This is a genomic window from Enterococcus sp. DIV1937 (assembly GCF_050535975.1).
GTDB classification, from domain to species: domain Bacteria; phylum Bacillota; class Bacilli; order Lactobacillales; family Enterococcaceae; genus Enterococcus; species Enterococcus faecalis.
Genome location: NZ_CP172909.1, coordinates 268,440 through 287,968, shown reverse-complemented (window position 1 = coordinate 287,968; position 19,529 = coordinate 268,440). Strand labels below are relative to the sequence as shown.

Annotated in this window: 20 protein-coding genes; 7 read left to right on the top strand and 13 right to left on the bottom strand. The window is 38.8% G+C overall.

Annotated features, from left to right (window positions below; genetic code table 11):
• Positions 1-75: 75 nt before the first annotated feature.
• Positions 76-387: a DMT family transporter gene (locus tag IGL13_RS01505; protein ID WP_002361148.1), complete on the bottom strand. Its 312-nt coding sequence runs from the start codon at positions 385-387 to the stop codon at positions 76-78.
• Positions 384-740: a DMT family transporter gene (locus IGL13_RS01500; RefSeq protein WP_002386054.1), complete on the bottom strand. Its 357-nt coding sequence runs from the start codon at positions 738-740 to the stop codon at positions 384-386. The genes IGL13_RS01505 and IGL13_RS01500 overlap by 4 nt, the downstream gene beginning before the upstream one ends.
• A 265-nt stretch (positions 741-1,005) precedes the next feature.
• Between IGL13_RS01500 and IGL13_RS01495 the strand changes: the two genes are divergently transcribed.
• A complete protein-coding gene (locus IGL13_RS01495) occupies positions 1,006-1,980 on the top strand; it encodes a ring-cleaving dioxygenase (RefSeq protein ID WP_002355221.1) in 975 nt (324 codons plus the stop codon).
• Positions 1,981-2,001: 21 nt separating this feature from the next.
• Positions 2,002-2,622: a flavin reductase family protein gene (locus IGL13_RS01490; protein WP_002361147.1), complete on the top strand. Its 621-nt coding sequence runs from the start codon at positions 2,002-2,004 to the stop codon at positions 2,620-2,622.
• A gap of 44 nt (positions 2,623-2,666) precedes the next feature.
• On the opposite strand, the gene IGL13_RS01485 is transcribed toward IGL13_RS01490, so the two are convergent.
• Positions 2,667-3,995 (bottom strand): aminopeptidase C, encoded by a 1,329-nt coding sequence (locus IGL13_RS01485; protein ID WP_002358357.1) that lies wholly within the window; start codon positions 3,993-3,995, stop codon positions 2,667-2,669.
• Between the two features lie 149 nt (positions 3,996-4,144).
• Between IGL13_RS01485 and IGL13_RS01480 the strand changes: the two genes are divergently transcribed.
• Both IGL13_RS01480 and IGL13_RS01475 read left to right on the top strand, forming a co-directional pair.
• A complete protein-coding gene (locus IGL13_RS01480) occupies positions 4,145-4,534 on the top strand; it encodes a GntR family transcriptional regulator (RefSeq protein WP_002358356.1) in 390 nt (129 codons plus the stop codon).
• Complete coding sequence (locus IGL13_RS01475; protein WP_002370182.1) at positions 4,534-5,904, top strand: DUF5808 domain-containing protein; 1,371 nt, start codon at positions 4,534-4,536, stop codon at positions 5,902-5,904. The genes IGL13_RS01480 and IGL13_RS01475 overlap by 1 nt, the downstream gene beginning before the upstream one ends.
• Before the next feature lie 43 nt (positions 5,905-5,947).
• Here IGL13_RS01475 and IGL13_RS01470 read toward each other — a convergent pair whose 3' ends face one another.
• The 6 genes from IGL13_RS01470 to IGL13_RS01445 form a co-directional block, all read right to left on the bottom strand.
• Positions 5,948-6,154 carry a heavy-metal-associated domain-containing protein gene (locus tag IGL13_RS01470; RefSeq protein WP_002370181.1) on the bottom strand — a complete coding sequence of 69 codons (207 nt, stop codon included), beginning with the start codon at positions 6,152-6,154 and terminating at the stop codon, positions 5,948-5,950.
• Positions 6,155-6,175: 21 nt separating this feature from the next.
• On the bottom strand, positions 6,176-8,662 hold the full coding sequence (locus IGL13_RS01465; protein WP_002377899.1) for a heavy metal translocating P-type ATPase: 2,487 nt from the start codon (positions 8,660-8,662) through the stop codon (positions 6,176-6,178).
• Positions 8,663-8,677: 15 nt separating this feature from the next.
• Positions 8,678-9,118 (bottom strand): CopY/TcrY family copper transport repressor, encoded by a 441-nt coding sequence (locus IGL13_RS01460; protein ID WP_002358353.1) that lies wholly within the window; start codon positions 9,116-9,118, stop codon positions 8,678-8,680.
• Positions 9,119-9,245: 127 nt separating this feature from the next.
• A complete protein-coding gene (locus IGL13_RS01455; protein WP_002355211.1) occupies positions 9,246-10,409 on the bottom strand; it encodes a cation:proton antiporter in 1,164 nt (387 codons plus the stop codon).
• A gap of 20 nt (positions 10,410-10,429) precedes the next feature.
• A complete protein-coding gene (locus tag IGL13_RS01450; protein ID WP_002362943.1) occupies positions 10,430-11,797 on the bottom strand; it encodes a TrkH family potassium uptake protein in 1,368 nt (455 codons plus the stop codon).
• A gap of 131 nt (positions 11,798-11,928) precedes the next feature.
• Positions 11,929-12,519 carry a dihydrofolate reductase family protein gene (locus tag IGL13_RS01445; protein WP_002386047.1) on the bottom strand — a complete coding sequence of 197 codons (591 nt, stop codon included), beginning with the start codon at positions 12,517-12,519 and terminating at the stop codon, positions 11,929-11,931.
• A gap of 198 nt (positions 12,520-12,717) precedes the next feature.
• Between IGL13_RS01445 and genR the strand changes: the two genes are divergently transcribed.
• From genR to genA, 3 genes are all read left to right on the top strand, one after another.
• Positions 12,718-13,479 (top strand): MurR/RpiR family transcriptional regulator, encoded by a 762-nt coding sequence (gene genR / locus IGL13_RS01440; protein ID WP_002355208.1) that lies wholly within the window; start codon positions 12,718-12,720, stop codon positions 13,477-13,479.
• Positions 13,480-13,652: 173 nt separating this feature from the next.
• The gene (gene genB / locus IGL13_RS01435; RefSeq protein ID WP_002377898.1) at positions 13,653-14,987 is read left to right on the top strand and encodes a PTS sugar transporter subunit IIC; all 1,335 of its coding nucleotides are present in this window, start codon (positions 13,653-13,655) and stop codon (positions 14,985-14,987) included.
• A gap of 26 nt (positions 14,988-15,013) precedes the next feature.
• Positions 15,014-16,444 (top strand): 6-phospho-beta-glucosidase GenA, encoded by a 1,431-nt coding sequence (gene genA / locus IGL13_RS01430; protein WP_002355206.1) that lies wholly within the window; start codon positions 15,014-15,016, stop codon positions 16,442-16,444.
• A gap of 36 nt (positions 16,445-16,480) precedes the next feature.
• Here genA and IGL13_RS01425 read toward each other — a convergent pair whose 3' ends face one another.
• The 4 genes from IGL13_RS01425 to efp form a co-directional block, all read right to left on the bottom strand.
• Positions 16,481-17,617, bottom strand: coding sequence for a cystathionine gamma-synthase (locus IGL13_RS01425; RefSeq protein WP_002358342.1), 1,137 nt, complete (start codon positions 17,615-17,617; stop codon positions 16,481-16,483).
• 13 nt (positions 17,618-17,630) lie between these two features.
• Positions 17,631-18,548 carry a PLP-dependent cysteine synthase family protein gene (locus IGL13_RS01420; protein WP_002361143.1) on the bottom strand — a complete coding sequence of 306 codons (918 nt, stop codon included), beginning with the start codon at positions 18,546-18,548 and terminating at the stop codon, positions 17,631-17,633.
• An 89-nt stretch (positions 18,549-18,637) separates the two neighbouring features.
• Positions 18,638-18,775, bottom strand: a complete 138-nt coding sequence (locus IGL13_RS01415) for a hypothetical protein (RefSeq protein WP_002355203.1) — start codon at positions 18,773-18,775, stop codon at positions 18,638-18,640.
• Positions 18,776-18,943: 168 nt separating this feature from the next.
• On the bottom strand, positions 18,944-19,504 hold the full coding sequence (efp, locus tag IGL13_RS01410) for an elongation factor P (protein ID WP_002355202.1): 561 nt from the start codon (positions 19,502-19,504) through the stop codon (positions 18,944-18,946).
• Positions 19,505-19,529 lie beyond the last annotated feature (25 nt).

The window sequence follows — 19,529 nt, the reverse complement described above, 5'->3', positions numbered from 1 at the left end:
ACCGCATTTGGTTCTGTCTCTTTTTAAATTTTACTCACCGATCTTTCAATAATCCAAACAATGTTCTCTCGCTTTCTAACCAATTAATTTTAAACCAATCACAGAAACAATGATTAAAAAAATAAAAAATATCCGGCGTGGGTCTTTTGATTCACCTAAGAGCATTCCTAAAATAGCGCCTCCTGCTGTACCAATTCCTGTCCAAACTGCATAAGAAACGCCCATCGGTAATTGTCTCATCCCTAAATATAAAAATAAGAAACTACCACTAAACGCTAGAATTAAAATTAACAATGAACGTAAGTCTTTTTTTGTTGTAAATAATTTAATTGAACCTACGCCAAAGATTTCAAAACAGCCTGCAATAACTAAGTATAACCAACTCATCTTGTTTCCTCCTCTTTATTTCCAGTTACCATTTTTAAGCCAATCACACCTATTAATAACAGCAACAGAAAAAGAACTTTTCCTATGCCCAATGGTGTGTGGAATAAAAAATGATCTGTTACAATAGTTCCAGCACTACCTAAGCCGACAAATACAGCATAGGCTGTGCCGACTGGCAATTCCTCTCCTGCTTTAATCAGCGCATAGAAACTGATAAAGATTGCGATTACTGTCCCTAAAATCTCCCACCATGTTGTGCTATGCTTCATGCCAATGACCCAAATCACTTCACAAAAAGCGCCAAAAATAACTTTTAACCAAGCTTTACTCATCTTGTTTTCCTTCCCTTCCAAACAAAAAAAGTGCCAACAAACAGTTCAGCTATGGCCTAAGAACTGTTCATTAACACTTTAGTCGCAAGCATCCGGCGATGTTTACGAAAGTTTATGTATTAAAATATCTCAGGTCATTATATTCTTATTTTTTTTAAAAATCAACTAAAAAACAATAGTTCGAATTCGAGACATTTCTTTTGCATTTTTAGGACTAATCATTTAAACTTACTTTTAGTAAGTTAGTTAATTAAAAAATTATTTTTCTTTTAGGAGGATTTTTATTATGAATACACAAATTTTAGGTTTACACCACGTCACTGCCATGACTTCAAGTGCTGAAAAAATTTATCACTTTTTCACCGATATTTTAGGTCTACGTTTAATTAAGAAGACTGTTAACCAAGACGATATTGAAACATATCATTTATTTTTTGCTGATGATGCCGGCTCTCCCGGAACAGATATGACTTTTTTTGACTTTCCAGGCTTACCTAAAGGAACCAAAGGAACCAATACAATTTCTCGTACTTCCTTCCGTGTAAAAGATGATGCTGCTTTGGATTACTGGGTATCACGCTTTAATGAATATGCAATTGATCATGGAGAAATTCAAGAACGTTTTGGTAAAAAGTATTTAGAATTTGAAGACTTTGACAATCAACGTTACCAACTTATTTCTGATGAAAAGAACCAAGGTGTTGCAGCTGGCACGCCTTGGAAAAAATCTAACGTCCCTAGTGAACATGCTTTAATCGGCTTAGGACCAGCCTTTGTAACTGTCGAAAATTACGAACATCTGCAACTAGTTTTAACTGAAGTTTTAGGGTTCAAATTGATTGATGCTGAAGGTAGTTTCCATTTATTTGAAGTTGGCGAAGGTGGGAATGGTGCCAGCATCATCGTAGAGCATCGGGAAGATTTGCCAGCGGCTCAAGAAGGCTACGGCAATGTCCATCACTTAGCCTTGCGCGTTGCCGATGAGGAAGCACTACGTTTCTGGATTGAAAAAATTAATCGTTTGGAATTTCCTAATTCTGGCTTTGTGGAACGTTTTTACTTTAAATCTGAATATTTCTTGGCAGCAACACATGTTTTATTTGAACTGGCAACCGATGGTCCTGGATTTTTAGAGGATGAAACCTATGAACACGCTGGCGAAAAATTATCATTACCGCCATTTTTAGAACCAAAACGGGCAGGGATTGAAGAATTTGTGCGTCCTTTCGATACTTCAGATGCGAATGTTCAAAGAAATTAGTATTTTTTCTAGGAGGCTCCTATGATTCATTACAATAGTAACGAGTTATCTGCAAAAACAGCGTATAAATTTTTATCAGGAAGTATTATTCCTCGGCCAATCGCTTGGGTTACAACACAAGATACAGCCACAGGTGTCGTCAACGCTGCTCCCTTTAGTTTCTTTAATGCGGCGGCAGCTGAAATTCCTTTAGCAACGTTATCCATTTTACGACCAGACAAAGCGCCTAAAGATACGGCACGAAACATCTTGGCTACTAAAGAACTTGTCATCCATTTCGTTAACGAAGACGTTCTTACTCAAATGAATCAGACTTCGGCACCTTTAGCAGCAGAGATCAGTGAAATTGACACATTTGGTATTGAAACCATTGCCAGCCAGACTGTTGCTGTTCCAGCAATCAAAGCCGCGCCGATTCGGATGGAAGCTCGCTTACATCAATATGTACCTATTGCTAACCATGAAGGTCAAATTATTACGGATTTATTCATTGTAGAAATTACCGATTTCTATTTTGATTCAGCCGTTTTTGATGAAGAACATCAGTACATTTTACCTGAAAAACTCCAACCGATTGCTCGTTTAGCAGGCAATGATTATACAACATTGGGCGAAATCCGTGAAGTTCGCCGCCCAACGTAAAAAGAAGGCCCCCGCCATGACGGCGGGGGCCTTCTTTTTCTGTTTTATGCTAATGCTCCCATTGGATCCCAAGGTGCCAAAACAGTTGGCGCTTGTTCCCAAGCTTTTTTCTGTTCATCAGTTAATAAATCTTTGTGCACAACGATTTGATAAGTGTATTCGTCCATCCACGCATCGCTCATAACGAAGAAGCCATTTTCACCGACTTTTTCGCCCCAGCTATTTTCCACTTTCCATTTTGTTGTTTGACCATCAACGATATCAACACCTGTTAAAACCATGGCGTGTGTCATTAAGCTTTCACCAAAGTCTAAACGTTCTGCTTTAGTCATCGTAAAATCAATATCAAAAAGATCGTTCATATCGTAAACGTCTAATGCCATAATTCCTGTGTCACGTGTTGAAGATTGTCCGACATCACAACCAAACCAAACAGATTCGCCTTGTTCCAATTGTGCAGCAGCTAATTTTTTGAAAGCAGCCATTTCTACATTTAAATATTTAACTTCTTTGCCGCCGACAACATTCCCTAACATTTCAACAGTGTATGTTTTGTTGAAGGGTTTATCTTCTGTAGGAGCATTAATAATACTTACATAATCATGTAAATTAACGCCAACGTATTTTTCAAAGAATGTTTGCGGTGTTAGATTTTGATCCAAATGATAATTTTTTTCTTCGTCACGGTATTCAAAATCAAAGGTTTCTGGCGGCGTTCCTAAAGAGATTGCTAAGAAATTATAAATTTCTTGTAACATTGCTTCTTTGTTTTTTTGGACTTCTTCAGCAGAAGCGCCTTTTTCAATTAAACTACGTAAAATTGTTGCATCTTTGCGTAATTTTTTATTTAAATAGTTGTTTAAATCACGTGAATTGGAGCTGTTGCTGCTTTCAGGCATTGCCGTTTTAGGCACTACGCCATATTTATCAAAAATTGAAACGATCATATCCCATTGCCCACCATCTTGTTGTGGTGTCGCTAATAAAAAGGCCACTTTACGACTAGTCAACGGTTGATCGGCTGTTGCAATAATATTTTCATAGAAATAGTTTGATTTTTCATATTTATCCCAGAAAAATGTATAGTTTTGTGATAATTCAAAATCTTTTAATTGAAACGCATTTAACATTCTATGTCTAAATGTATTTAATGCCGCAAACATCCAGCAGCGACCGCTTTGTTTTTGATTGGCCACTTTTCCAGTAGCTAAGTCGACTGAAAAGACGGGTACGTTATTCACGGCTCCTTGTACAGATTCACCTGAAGCGCTGATACCATTTTTTACTACACTACGTTGTAAGGCATTTTGTTTATTATTGTTCAAGAAATCTTGATGGAATTTCTCTGTTAATTTTGGTTCAATTGCTGTCATATTTTCATCGTCCTTTCATTTTACGTTCTTCTTCATTATATGCTTCTCTTTAAACAGAAACAACCATTTACTCTAAATTCCTTGCTTTCCAACTCTTTTTGTATTAGGATATATAATACAGATAACACAAATAAGACAGGAGTGATTCGATGCTTTTAGAAATAGATGAACAAAGCGAACAGCCCATCTATCAGCAACTCATTGATCAAATCATTGTAGGCATTGCCAAAGGTGAACTGGTTCCCAATGAAAGTTTGCCTTCTATCCGACAATTGGCGGACGAAATCGGGGTCAATATGATGACTGTTTCAAAAGCTTATAATAAGTTAAAGCAATCAGGTTATATTGTGACTGACCGTCGTAACGGCACCAAAATTGCCGCAAAGTTACCTGCTACCGCTGTTTGGCAACAGCAATTGCATGAGCGTTTAGAACTTCTGTTGGCTGAAAGTTTTTTACATCAGCAATCCGAAGCAGAAATCCAAGCACTTATTCAGAAAATTTATCAAAATTTTGATTCGAAAGGGCGTGCATTATAATGGCGGTATTCTTTTATTTCATCCTAGTTTCTGTCGCTTTTTTTATGGCATTTACTATGGGGATTTATGCAAATCCTCACAAAAATATTATTTTGGAAAACACTTTACCAGAAGATAAACTACAAGATCCCAGCGTTCAAGCAATCCGGAAACGTTATAAAAAACGCTTGGTTCAACTAGCAGCCGTTTTTAGTGTTCTTAGTTTACCTTTGTTATTTATTCCTTATGATTCGATTTTATTGTTCCTTTTTCTGTTACTTTTATTTAGTTTTATTGGCAGTGGCTACTATCTGCAAATCGTTTATATTCGCAAAATGGCCGCTTTAAAAATGCAAAACGGCTGGTTGCTACCTAAGCGTCCTCTCTTAATCGATACGCAATTAGTTTTAAATAAAAACCAGAAACTTATTTCATTTTGGTGGTTTTTACCTGCAATTATTCTTACTTTTGCTGGGGGCTTTTATTCCTTGCAAACGGCGATTGGTTCCTGGATTCTTTTCTTAATTACTGTTTTGATGTTAAGTTTGTTCATTGGCGGCTATTATTTTATTGCGCGCTTACCTGTCAAACCGCTAACTAGTGACTCAAAAATTAATCAGCAAATCAATGATTTATTTCGGCATCATTGGTCTGTTTTAATGGTTTTATCCTCCTTGGTTTTTGCACCGCTAACCATTTTACCAACTTTCACAATTGTAATTGATTATACGGTTGCGATGGCTCTTACTTTTTGTTATTTTATTCTTTTGTTTGTTTATGTAGGCTTTCTCTTCTACTACCTATTTTCAATGCGCAAAAAACAAGATCAATTCGTTTTACAGGCTGGCGATTATCGCTATGGGGATGATGATCAATATTGGCGGTATGGGATTTATATCAATCCAAAGGACCCCAAAATCATGGTTCCTGATCGCATTGGTATGAATTTATCCATTAACCTAGGACGGCCTGCTGGGAAAATTATTCTAGCCGCTACTGGCATTTTAACGATTGCGGTGCTGTTCTTTGCCACAGTGCCGATGTTTATAAATGATTTTTCTAGTCATGCCTTTCAAGCAACTATTGAAAATAAACAAATTGAGTTATCTGCCCCATTAGCAAAAACAAGGTCAATTCCTTTTAACCAAATCACTGCTGTTTCTTTGATTGATGACTTACCTCAAGAACGCATCCGCACAATGGGTGCTGCGACAGATAGTTACTTAACAGGAGAATTTAAAGTCGCTGGAAAACCTGCTTATTTACTAATTTATACAAAAAGTCATCCGATTCTGAAAATAGAAACGCGGGAAAAAGTTTATTATTATACTGCGCGTGAGGGTCAAGAAACGACTAAGATTTATCAGGAAATCAAAACAAAACTTCCATAACAAAAAAACAGAGCCTACTCATGATGGTAGGCCCTGTTTTTTGTTATTCGCTGACAACCTTAAATTTTGTATCTGCCAACGTGGTATTCAGTTCATCTTGGCTTACTTCACGATCTGCTGTCACAATGGCTGTTTGATCTGCCAAGTGAACCGCAACATTCGTTACGCCATCAATTCCACTAAATTTTTCAGTGACCGCTTGAACACAGCCATCACATTTCATCCCATCAATTTTTACTGTTTTTTCCATTTCACTTCATCCTTTTCAATTTTATTTTTGACTTCCACTAGTTTTTTTCACCGTCGAAGGTTTAAATCCTTTTAAGCGTAAAGCGTTTAGTAAGACAGAGACTGAACTAAAACTCATAGCTGCTGCTGCAATCATCGGACTTAACAAAGGTCCACCAAATAAGTGTAACACACCCATAGCCACTGGAATACCTAATGTATTATAAGCAAATGCCCAGAAAAGATTTTCTTTGATGTTTTTGATGGTCGCTTTACTTAATTCAACTGCTGTAGGCACATCCATTAAATCACTACGCATTAGCACAATGTCGGCCGATTCCATTGCAACATCTGTGCCTGAACCAATAGCAATCCCCACATCTGCTTGGGCAAGCGCTGGTGCATCATTAATACCGTCACCCACCATCGCAACTTTTTTGCCTTCTGCTTGTAGTTTTTTCACTTCTAATGCTTTATCTTCTGGTAAAACTTCACTTAAGACACGATCGATACCTACTTGTTTTGCAATCGCCTCGGCAGTACGCTTGTTGTCTCCCGTAATCATCACGGCTTCGATCCCCATTTTATGCAAACGTGCAATGGCTGTTTGACTGCTATCCTTCACAGTATCTGCTACCGCAATGATACCCGCAAACGAACCATCTTTTGCCACAAACATTGGGGTTTTCCCTTCTTCTGCCAAACGATCCGCTTGTTGAACAAACGTTGATAGCTCGATGGCCTCTTCTTTCATTAATTTTATATTGCCCAAAAGTAGGACTCGTTCGTTGACTGTCACACGGATGCCGTGACCTGGAATCGCTGAAAAATCGCTTCCTTCTGCTAATGGCAATTGACGTTCTTTAGCCGCCCCCACAATTGCTTCACCTAGAGGATGTTCTGATCCTTGTTCTGCAGAAGCTGCTAATGTTAGTAACTCAGCTTCTGAAAGTGCTGAATCAGCAACTAAAATATCTGTAACCACCGGTTTGCCTTCTGTAATAGTTCCTGTTTTATCAAACACGATTGTTTGAATTTTGTGAGTGGTTTCTAAAGCATCCCCACTTTTAATTAAAACGCCATTTTCAGCGCCCTTACCTGTTCCCACCATAATCGCAGTCGGCGTTGCCAAGCCGAGCGCACAAGGACAAGCAATCACTAACACAGAAATGGTAATTGTCAAAGCGAAAATCCATGACTCTTGTCCTAAAAAGAACCAAGCCAAGCCAGAAAGAACAGCCAAACCAATGACGATTGGGACAAAAACACCCGAAATTTTATCAGCTAATTGTGCAATCGGCGCTTTTGAGCCTTGCGCATCTTCCACTAATTGAATGATTTGGGCAAGGGCCGTCTCTTTTCCCACTTTTGTCGCCTTGAATTGAAAGCTGCCATTTTTATTGATGCTAGCACCAATTACTGCATCACCGACTTTCTTTTCAACAGGCAAACTTTCGCCCGTTAACATGGCTTCATCCACAGAACTACTGCCTGAAACAATCACTCCATCAACAGGGATTTTATCTCCTGGGCGAACAATCACAATGTCATCCAACTGAACAGCATCAACTGGCACTTCAATTTCTGCGCCATCACGTAAAATATGAGCAGTTTTCGGTGCTAAACCCATTAATTTTTTTATCGCATCTGAGGTTTTCCCTTTTGAAACAGCTTCGAAATATTTTCCTAATGTAATTAAAGTTAAAATAACACCCGCTGATTCATAATAAAGAGCCATTGTAAAACTTGTATCTCCTAAGAATATCATGACTGTGCCATATAAACTATACACAAAAGCAGCACTGGTTCCTAAAGCTACCAAAGAAAACATATTCGGATGCCCTTTAAATAATGCTTTAAAACCAACTGTGAAAAATTCTCTGCCGACATATAGGACGGGTAACGTCAAAATCAATTGAACCATTGCAAAGGTCGTCGCATGTGTCATTGGATTCAAAAAATCCGGCAATGGTAAGCCTACCATATGTCCCATCGCAATATAAAGAAGGGGTACTGTAAACACCGCTGAGATCCAAAAACGTTGCCACATCTCAGCAATATGTTTTTGTTTCTTTTCACGATCTTGGTCCGCTGTTGCACCTGCAGCGACTTCTTCTGTCGCTTGATAACCTGCATCCGTAACTGCTTTGATAATTTCAGCACTCGTTACTTGATGGTCGTCATAACTAACCACCAGTTTTTCCGTGGCTAAATTAACAATCGCTTGTTGAACACCAGATAATTGGTTCACAGCTTTTTCAATCGTTTGGGCACAGGAAGCACAACTCATTCCTTCAATCGCAAACGTTCGTTGCTGGGCTGGGCTAATCGCCTTGTAGCCAGCATCTGACACAGCTTCCTTAATTTCTTCTTCTGTGACTTCCGTCTGATCATACGTGACACTTAATTTTTCCGTAGCTAAATTGACACTTGCCTTTGCCATCCCAGGTAACTTCGCCGTAGCCTTTTCAATCGTTTGGGCACAGGAAGCACAGCTCATCCCTTCAATATCAAACGTTTTACTTTCCATTTTTTTCACTCCTTTTTAAATTAAATGACATTGGCATTGACCAGGAATACAGTTACAAGGGACAGATTCAACCGCCGTCTTGCGCTTCTCTTTCAAGAGTTCCTCTAATCGATCCAAATCGTCATAACTCAACTGACTCTCTGTCAAAATTGTTTCTACCACGGAACCAACTTTACGGCTGCACACCTTGGCTAAAAGTTCGTCTGCCACCGTTTCAACGCTCCGACGTTCTTCTACTAGCGGATAATAAATATATTTATTACCTGCTTTCTCCGTCCCAACTAACCCTTTATCTGTTAAACGACTTAGTAACGTCTTGACGGTCGTTGATTTCCATTCTTTTTTCTCATTTAAAAGTGTATGCACTTCACGACTCGTGGTTTTGCCTTGGGTCCAAATAACCCGCATGACTTCCCACTCTGCATCAGTAATTGTCGCTAATTTATCTTTTGCCATACTCGTTAAATTCCTCCTTCATCAATAAAAAAGAGTTCAAGATTATCGACTACAAACGTAGTCGTTTATCTTGAACTCATCATATAGCTATTTTATTTTTTTGTCAACAACTTCTGCTCATCTTTTTTTATTGCAACGCAGATTCTTGTTTTTTAACAAAGTATTTCAATAAGAACGGTGCAACTAAGGTCGTTAAGATAATTACCACAATCATGCTCGTATAATACGCTTCTGAAAGTAATTTAGATTGGTAACCAATTTGCGCAATGATTAATGCCATTTCCCCACGCGAAACCATCCCAGCACCGACCATTAAAGAACTTGTATTGGAGAAACCAACCATTTTCGCTCCCCAGGCGCCGCCCAGTAATTTCGTTAAAATCGCCATAATCGTCATTACCAAAATAAAAGGTAAATCTTTTCCTAACGTGTTAAATGTCACTGATAAGCCAATGCTGGCAAAGAAGACGGGAATAAACACGGCATAGCCAATAGCTTCAATATTGAAATCAATTTCTGTTTTTGCATCCGTTTGTCCCACAGCAATCCCTGCAAAAAAAGCACCTACGACAGAACTTAAACCAACTAAATCAGCCAAATAAGCCATGCCCAAACAGATAATCAATGACATGATAATAACAGACGACCCAATGTTCATTTTTTGACTTAAACGTAGTAAATAGGGAGCAATAAAGCGGACCAAAAAGAAAATCCCAATAAAGAATAAGCCTTGTTCAATTAACTTAACAATAAAGCTGACTTCTGTATTGCCGCCTGTACTTGCACCAATCATGCCGACAGCGACACTTAAAATAATCACGACCACGATATCGTCAACGACGGAAGCCCCAAGAATCGTTGCACCTTCTTTACTACTTAAAACATTCAACTCTCTTAATACTTCTACTGAAATGCTGACCGACGTTGCTGCTAAAACTAACCCAAGGAAAAAAGCTTCTTTCCAAGAAAAAGCAAACAGCTGACCAATCAACATAGTAAAACCAACCGGTAAAACGATGCCCAAAATAGCGACCATGACACTAGGTTTCGCATATTTTTTCAATAATTCCAATTCACATTCCATTCCAGCAATAAACATCAGCATAATGACACCAATTTCTGAAAAGTCATGCACAAACACATCTTGATGCACAATATTTAACATCGCTGGACCTAACACAATCCCTACTAGCAATTGCCCAATTACCGCAGGAATTCCTACTCTTTTACAAGCAACACCTGCTAAAGTCGTTGTAATTAAAATCAAACATAAAATACCTAAAAATTCCATTCTATTTCCCTCTTTCTCTATTAACCAATCATCACTGATTCTTTTGGATATTGAACTTTCGACTGACTTTCCAAGCCTTTCTTAATTAATGACAATAACACCGTGTACACACCCACACGACCGACGAACATTAGAAAAATAATCACCAGTTTACCAAAAACAGTTAAATCTGGTGTTAACCCCATTGTTAAACCGACCGTTCCAAATGCAGAAATCACTTCAAAAACAATATACTCAATCCCGTTTTTTAAAGGTAATGTTTCTGTAAACGAGAGAATAACCGAAGCAGTTACACATAAAAAAGTTGCCAAGAAGAACAAAGTAAATGCTTGGAGCACTACTCGCTCAGGAATTGTGCGTTCATGGAATTCCACTCGCTGTTTCCCTTTAAAAATTGCACGAAATTGTAAAAATAGCACACCAAACGTAGTGGTTTTCAAGCCGCCAGCGGTTGATCCTGAAGTGCCACCAATAAACATCCACAAAATCGTGACAATCAGGCCTGGATTACTCATTTTCAAATAATCAACTGAATAAAAGCCAGCCGTTCTTGGTGTAACCGACAAGAACCAACTGTTGACAAGACGCTGCCAAAAAGACATGTCAGCTGGAAAATGGCGATATTCTGAAATGTAAAAAATAACGGTCCCTAAGACTAAAAAGGTGGCGGTCACCGTTAAAGCAAGGCGTGTATGAATACTAACACGGTGCTTAATTTTATTTTTATAGCCTTTAATCATTGCAAAAATATCGCGCCACACAATAAATCCTAAGCCACCAGCTATAATTAAAAAGCTAATGACTAGTAAAAGATAAGGCGAATTTTGATAAGGAACCATACTATCCCCTAGCAAATCAAAGCCAGCATTACAAAATGCCGAAACGGCATGGAAGAGACTAAAAAACATCCCTTTTTTCCACCCAAATGTTGGCACAAATTGAAAGGACAACAAGAAGGCTCCAAGTAATTGAATAATGGCCGCAAACTTCATAATATATTTCATTAAACGAAAAACTCCGGAAACTTCACTAACATTTAAAGCTTCTTGATACAACATCCGTACACTTAGTGACGCTTTTTTCCGTAGCAAACTAAAGAAAATCGTGGCAACGGTTAAAAAGCCTAAGCCGCCTAATTCAATCAAAATCATAATAATAACTTGCCCGATAGGACTCCAATGTTCCGCCGTATTCAAAGGCGAAAGCCCTGTAACACAGACGGCGGAAGTTGCCACGAAAAAAGCATCAATCCATTGCGTTTTTTGTCCAGCTTGTGCAGAAAAAGGCATCATTAATAAGATTGTGCCTACAACAATTAATAGAAAAAAGCCTAAGACAATTGTTTGAACAGGTGAAATATACAACCTTCTTTTGATCTGATGTTTCATTTTTTTCTCCTCTACCATTTCTTTGTCAATCAAAAACAACACAAACGGCTAGACAACTGTTGCTTTGTTCCTCTCGCCCTATGAGAAACTCAAAACCTTGAAAGCAACTTGCCCAACCGAATAATTATTTTTTAATTTTTGTTTTCACGTTGATAAATCGAATAAACCAACTCATTTTTTTGATAAACCTGTTTTAAACGAACTGGGATTGATTGAGCCATTGTCTCGTATAGAGCAATGCCCTCACCCAGAAACAGTGGTATTGTCGTCAAAATGAAGGTATCAATTAAATCAGCTGCCAAAAGCGGTTGAACCACTTTTGGGCCTCCAACAATCCAAATTCCCGCGCCGTCTTCTTCTTTGAGACGACGAATTAATGTGACTGGATCTTCCTTGGTAAAAGTTCTTGAAGCAGTTGATGGTTCTGGATGAGAGGTAATGATATAAGAATGCTTGTCTTCATAAAAATACACATCTGGGGACAATTCTTGTGTCACTTGATCATAAGTAGTCCGCCCCATTACCACAGTGTCTATTTTTTCATACATTTCATCGTAACTACGATCTTCTTCATCGCCACGAATATTCTCTTCTAACCAAGCAACACCGCCCGCTTTGTCCGCAATGAAACCATCAATACTCGCTGCAATAAATAAAATTACTTCCCGTGCCACATCAACGCCTCCTTTTCTCTTCTTATCTATTTTAGCTTGTTTTCTCAAAAAACTCTAGGGGTGCGCATTGTTATTTTTAAAAGAAAAAAGAGAAAAACTAGGATAATTGGGCTACTTTTTGTAAAATAGGAAATAAGAAACTTTTTATTGAGTTATTTTACATTTTTTTCAAGAAAAATAAGAATTGGTTTATTTGATTTACACAAAAAAATAACATATTCAGTTTTTATATAAAGGAGGATTACTTTGTTTGATTTAGAGAAGGTTCAGACCTTGAATGAATTAGAAATGCTCGTTTACCATTATGTATTGGAACACCTGCACCAAATCCCTCAACAGACCATTCGCCAACTGGCTACTTCCTGTCATGTCTCCACCTCAACGATTCTACGATTTTGTAACAAAATGGGCTATGCTGGTTTTTCCGAATTAAAATATGCAGTGAAAGAAGAAGCCAAACAAACACAAACGTTTGAAAATTTTTATGATGCCACGGTTCACGTCGATGCTTTTTTAAAAAAATTAAACCAAGAAACCTATTACGAAATGCTTCGTCCAGCAATCCAAATGATTGTTCAAGCACGTCACGTTGCCTTTACTGGCATTGGTACTAGCGGAATTTTAGGTAGTTATGGCAGTCGTTATTTTGCCAACTTAAATATCAATTCTTACAGTATTGCTGACCCCTTTACGCCTATCCCCAAGCGCGGATTTGAAAATACATTAGCCTTGATTCTGTCTGTATCTGGGGAAACCAATGAAATGATTAAACAAATGACCGATTTTAAAACAGCTGGCGCCAAAGTACTAAGCATTACCAACAATCAACATTCAACTATTGCCCGCTTGGCTGACTACAACATCTCCTATTATATGCCCGACGAACGTTCTCCATTTGCAGATAAATCAGTTAATACAACCACTCAAATCCCTGTCATTGCTTTAATTGAACTCCTAGCTCATCAAGCAAGTCAACTTTTAAAGGAACTAGATGAAACACCTTTCTAGTTGTTTTTCACAAAAGCTCATGCTGTCTAAAACACCATGAGCTTTTTTGTTTTTTTTCTTGGTACATGTTTCTCATTCAGGCAAAAGTCTATTTTTTCTTCAAATAACCTTATATAGTAAATATGTAAACGGATACATTTGCATTTATATTATTCTTCAAAGGAGAGATTTTTATGAACGAATGGATTAACGAGAAATTATTACCTCCAGTACTAAAATTCGTCAATACCAAAGCAATTACTGCCTTACGGAACGGGATGCTTTACACGATGCCTTTTACCATTGTTGGTTCCGTGTTTCTTCTATTAGCGAATTTCCCAGTTACAGCTATTTCTGAATGGGTTAACGCAAGCGGTCTGGCTGTTTATTTCAATCAAGCATATGGGGCATCTTTTGCGATTATGTCGTTATTTGCGGTCATCGGTATTGCCTACTCATATGTAAAAAGCGAGGGATTTGAAGGCCTCCCAGCGGGCATGATTGCCATGGTGGTTTTCATTTTGTTTATGTCATCTGAAGTCAAAGATGCGGTTTCTGGCGCAGTAGTTGGCAATGTCATCAACAAAGATTGGACAGCTGGCAAAGGGATGATTACAGCTATTATTGTTGGTTTGTTAGTCGGCGTTGTATATAGTTGGTTTTTACGTCATGATATTCGTATCAAATTACCAGAAGCTGTACCAGAAAATGTGGCCAATTCCTTTACTGCGTTAATTCCTGCCAGCGTCATTGTAACTGGTGCAATGCTAATTTTCATTCTTCTAGATAAAGTCTTCAATACGACATTCTTTGACTTTATTTACGAAGTGCTACAATCACCACTTCAAGGAGTCACAGATTCACTAGGTGGCGCATTACTATTAGGTTTTGTCATTCCGCTCTTTTGGTTTTTCGGTGTTCACGGGTCAACAATCGTTGGCGGCATCATGGGTCCTATTTTACAAGCAAACTCTTTAGAAAACACCGAAATTTTGAAATCTGGAAAAGACTTAACACTGGCTAATGGCGGCCATATTGTTACACAACAATTTTTAGATCAATTTTTAACGGTCACTGGTGCGGGCATGACAATCGGGTTAGTCGTGTTCATGGTTTTCTTTGCCAAATCAGCTCAGTTTAAGCAATTAGGTCGGCTTTCAATTGGGCCAGCTGTTTTCAATATTAACGAGCCAATTGTCTTTGCTACACCTATCGTGATGAACCCAATCATGGCTGTGCCATTCATTATCACACCGATTGTTTCTTCTGTTGTGACATATTTTGCCTTGTACACAGGACTGGTTCCTCTCTTTACTGCGGTACAAGTTCCCTGGACTACTCCTCCAATCATTTCTGGACTTTTAGTTGGTGGTTGGCAAGCAGCGTTGCTTCAAGTAGTGGTACTGACGATGAGTTTCTTTATCTATTTACCGTTTGCTAAAAAAATGGATGCACTTAATTACGCAGAAGAAACCAATCAACCGATTACTGAAGAAACCCTTGAAAAAGTCGAAACACAAAACGTATAAAAATTTGAACAAAGGACTGAAACGATATGTCAATTTTGAAAAATGATTTTCTTTGGGGCGGCGCTGTCGCTGCTCATCAATTAGAAGGAGGCTGGGACCAAGGCGGTAAAGGGGTGAGCGTGGCGGATGTAATGACTGCCGGTGCACATGGCGTCCCTCGTAAAATTACCGCAGGCGTTTTACCAGATGAACACTATCCTAACCATGAAGCGATTGATTTTTACCATCGCTATCAAGAAGATATTCAACTATTCAAAGAACTTGGTTTAAATTGCTTCCGAACCTCTATTGCTTGGACACGAATTTTTCCTAACGGAGATGAAGAAACGCCCAATGAAGAAGGCCTTCGTTTTTATGATGCACTTTTTGACGAGTGTTTGAAAAATGGTATTGAGCCAGTTGTGACACTGTCTCACTTTGAAATGCCTTATCATTTAGTCACAAAATATGGCGGCTTTCGCAATCGCCAGGTCATTGATTTTTTTGTCAAATTTGCTGAAGTCTGTTTCACTCGTTACCAGAAAAAAGTCAAATATTGGATGACCTTTAACGAAATTAACAACCAAGCCAATTATGAAGAAGATTTTGCACCTTTTACTAACTCTGGTATTGCTTACCAGGAAGGAGAAGACCGCGAAGCAATTATGTATCAGGCTGCTCATTATGAACTAGTCGCTAGCGCACGTGCAGTGAAAATTGGCCACGCTATCAATCCCGACTTCCAAATTGGCTGTATGATTGCGATGGTGCCTATTTATCCTTATTCTTGTAATCCTGAGGATATGATGATGAGTGTTAGCGCAATGCAAAAACGTTATTGGTTTACCGATGTTCATGTCCGCGGTCATTATCCAAGTGCAATTCAATGCTATTTGAAACGAAAAAACATTTCATTAGATGTCACAGAAGAAGATTTAACTGATTTAGCTAATGGCTGTGTTGATTATATTGGCTTTAGCTATTACATGTCGTTTGCTGTGAAAGGTGCAGAAAAGGCCCCTACTTTTGACTACAATGAAGCAAAAGACTTGGTGCGAAATCCTTATGTAGCAACATCTGATTGGGGTTGGCAAATCGATCCTATGGGCTTACGCTATGCAATGAATTGGTTCAATGATCGGTATGAATTACCACTTTTTATTGTCGAAAATGGCTTTGGTGCTATTGATGAGTTAGAACCAGACGGAACGATTAACGACACTTACCGAATCGCTTATTTACGTGAACATATTGAGATGATGAAAGAAGCCGTTGCGTATGACGGCATTGATTTGATGGGCTACACACCTTGGGGATTCATCGATTTAGTGAGCGCTAGTACAGGCGAAATGAAGAAACGTTATGGCTTCATTTATGTAGATAAAGACAACGATGGTCACGGAACGTTGGAACGGCGAAAGAAAAAATCGTTTGCTTGGTATCAACAAGTGATTGCTACGAATGGAGAAGAATTATAAACAAAAGGCCTTCGTCTAAAGACGAGGGCCTTTTGTTTATGCTTGTAATCCCTTTTCTAAATCAGCCAATAAATCTTCGACTGCTTCAATTCCTACAGATAAACGAATGAGTCCATCTTTAATTCCCACAGCTTCACGATTTTCTTTGGGAATAGATGCGTGAGTCATAATGGCAGGTACTTCAATTAAACTTTCTACGCCACCTAAACTTTCCGCTAAAGTAAAAATTTCCAACGCTTCTACGAAAGGAACGACTTGCTCATCCTTGGCTAATTCAAAAGAAATCATGCCACTAAATCCCGACATCTGTTTTTGCGCAATTTCGTGACCAGGATGACTCGCTAGTCCTGGATAATACACCGTTGCTACCGCTGGATGCGCTTCTAAAAATTCTGCAATTTTTTGAGCATTTTGGGCGTGCGCTGCCATCCGGACGCCTAATGTTTTTAAACTACGTTGGACCAGCCAACTATCATGTGGTCCTAGAACAGCACCAATCGCATTTTGTAAAAAGGCAATTTTTTCTGCGCTTTCTGGATGATTCGTTACGACTAAACCAGAGACTACATCACTATGGCCCCCTAAATATTTTGTCCCGCTGTGAACGACAATATCAGCACCTAACGCTAACGGCCGTTGAAAATAAGGCGTCGCAAATGTATTATCGACAATAGTTAACAACTGATGTTTTTTAGCAAGCTTAGCCGCCGCTTCAATATCTGTAATTTTTAACAGTGGATTACTTGGTGTTTCCAAAAACAAGGCTTTTGTATTTGGCTGAATTGCGGCTTCAATTGTTGATAAGTCACTGGCGTTTACAATCGTGTAGCTTAACCCATTTGCTACAAATACTTTATCCAATAAACGGAAACTCCCCCCATAGACATCGTCACCTAATAAAATATGATCTTCGGGTCCAAACATAGAAATGATTGCATGAATACCCGCTAAGCCTGAGCTGAACGCAAAGCCATGGCTCCCACCTTCTAACTCAGCAATTAAGGTTTCTAACGCGTGGCGTGTGGGATTACCTGAACGAGAATATTCATATTCTTTTGGCTGGCCCACGCCATTTTGTTCAAAGGTTGACGTTTGATAAATAGGAACACTCACTGCACCTGTTGTTGTGTCTTTGCTAATGCCGCCATGAATTAATTTGGTATTGAATTTCATAAAAGTTTTCCTCCTAAGAATAAATATTTTTTGATAAATAACGGTCACTACCGTCAGGAAAAATAGTTACAATTGTGCTGCCTGCTGGTAAGCGGCGCGCCTCTCTTAATGCCGCCGCAAACGCTGCGCCGCTGGAGCTTCCCACCAGCAAAGCGCTTTTCTTGGCTAATTGTTTGACCCAGAAAAAACCATCCTCGTCTGAAATGGTATAAAAGCCGTCCACAGGAATCTGTTTAAGAAAAGGCGGCACGAACTCCACGCCAATGCCTTCGATTTCATGTCCGTGTGCAGGTCCGCCATTTAAAATTGAACCTTCTGGCTCCACGCCCCATAATTGCGTCTTACTATTTTGTTCTTTGAGATATCTGCCAACACCAGCAAACGTTCCACCACTGCCTAAACCTGCGACAAAGCTAGTAATCTTCCCGCCTAGGTCTTGAACAATTTCAGGTCCTAATCCTTCGTAGTAAGCAGCAGGATTATCCGGATTTTCAAATTGTAACGGCACGTAACTATTAGGAATTTCCTTGGCTAAGTCTTGGGCACTAGTTATCGCTCCGACAATCCCTTGCTCTGTTGGCGAAGGGACAATTTTAGCACCTAACGCTTGCATCAGCTGTTGTTTTTCCTGACTAAATTTTTCTGGCACAACAAAGATTGTCTTGAGGCCCAGTTGACTGGCAGCTAATGCAAGTCCAATCCCTGTATTCCCCGCTGTCGGTTCAATAATTGTTGTGGCTTGATTTATCTTTCCCGTTTTCATTGCTTCTTTGAGAAGATGCACACCAAGCCGATCTTTGACGCTGCCACCTGGATTCAAATATTCTAGTTTCGCATAAATTTTAGTGCCTTCTGGCATAGGATATTGTTCACTTGTAAATTCAAATAATGGTGTTGCTCCGATTGTGTCTAAAATTGACTGAACAATCATAGCGAATTCCTCCTTCTAATACATGTACATAAAACAAAAAGGTGCTGATCGCATCAGCACCTTTTTTGTTTATTTCTGGTTGTCTAGATTCAGAGAGGAATCGTGTTAGGCAATTTTTCAGAAATAACGGAGGTTTTCCCCATCACAAAAGAGTATGCTGCACTATTTTGCACCATACAACAACAGCTTTCCGTTTCTAAAAAAGGGCTAGCTTGTTTTTTCGTCATGGTTGATTTCCTCCTTCGTCATGTGTTGACCAAACTATACCATTTCCCATTTTCTAGTGTCAACGATTCTAACGATTGCTATTTCCTATCACACCAATGGTTTTCTTATAGGTAAAAGAATTAATAGACCAAAAAAACAGAAGGCTAGCCTTCTGTTTTTTTTGGTACTTATTTAGCACGTTTTAAATACGTACCTTCCGCAGTATTGATTTCTAATAATTCGTCTGCTTCAACAAAATCTGGAACGTTAACAACTAATCCTGTTTCCATTGTAGCGGGTTTACCAGAACCAGTTACTGTTGCACCTTTGATTGAAGGTTGTGTTTCAGCAACACGTAAGATTACTGTTGTTGGTAAAGTTAAACCAATGACTTCTTCACCATAAAATTGAATTTTTACTTCCATATTTTCTAGTAAATATTTTAATTCTTCTTCAATTAAAGCAGTTGGTACTTCATATTGTTCATATGTTTCTAAATCCATGAAAATAGCCATATCATCTTGGCTGTATAAATATTGAACCGGTTTTGTATCGATGTGCGCTTTTTTCACTTTTTCATCTGGGCGCATTGTTGTATCTGTTGTTGAACCCGTACGAACATCTTTTAATTTCATACGCATAACCGTGTTACCTTTACCTGGTTTGTGGTGGCTAGCTTCCATTACTTTAATTAATTTGCCGTCTTGCTCAAAAGTCATACCGGCTTTTAAATCGCTTGCTGCAATCATTGTAATTTCTCCTTTTCTCTGGTTA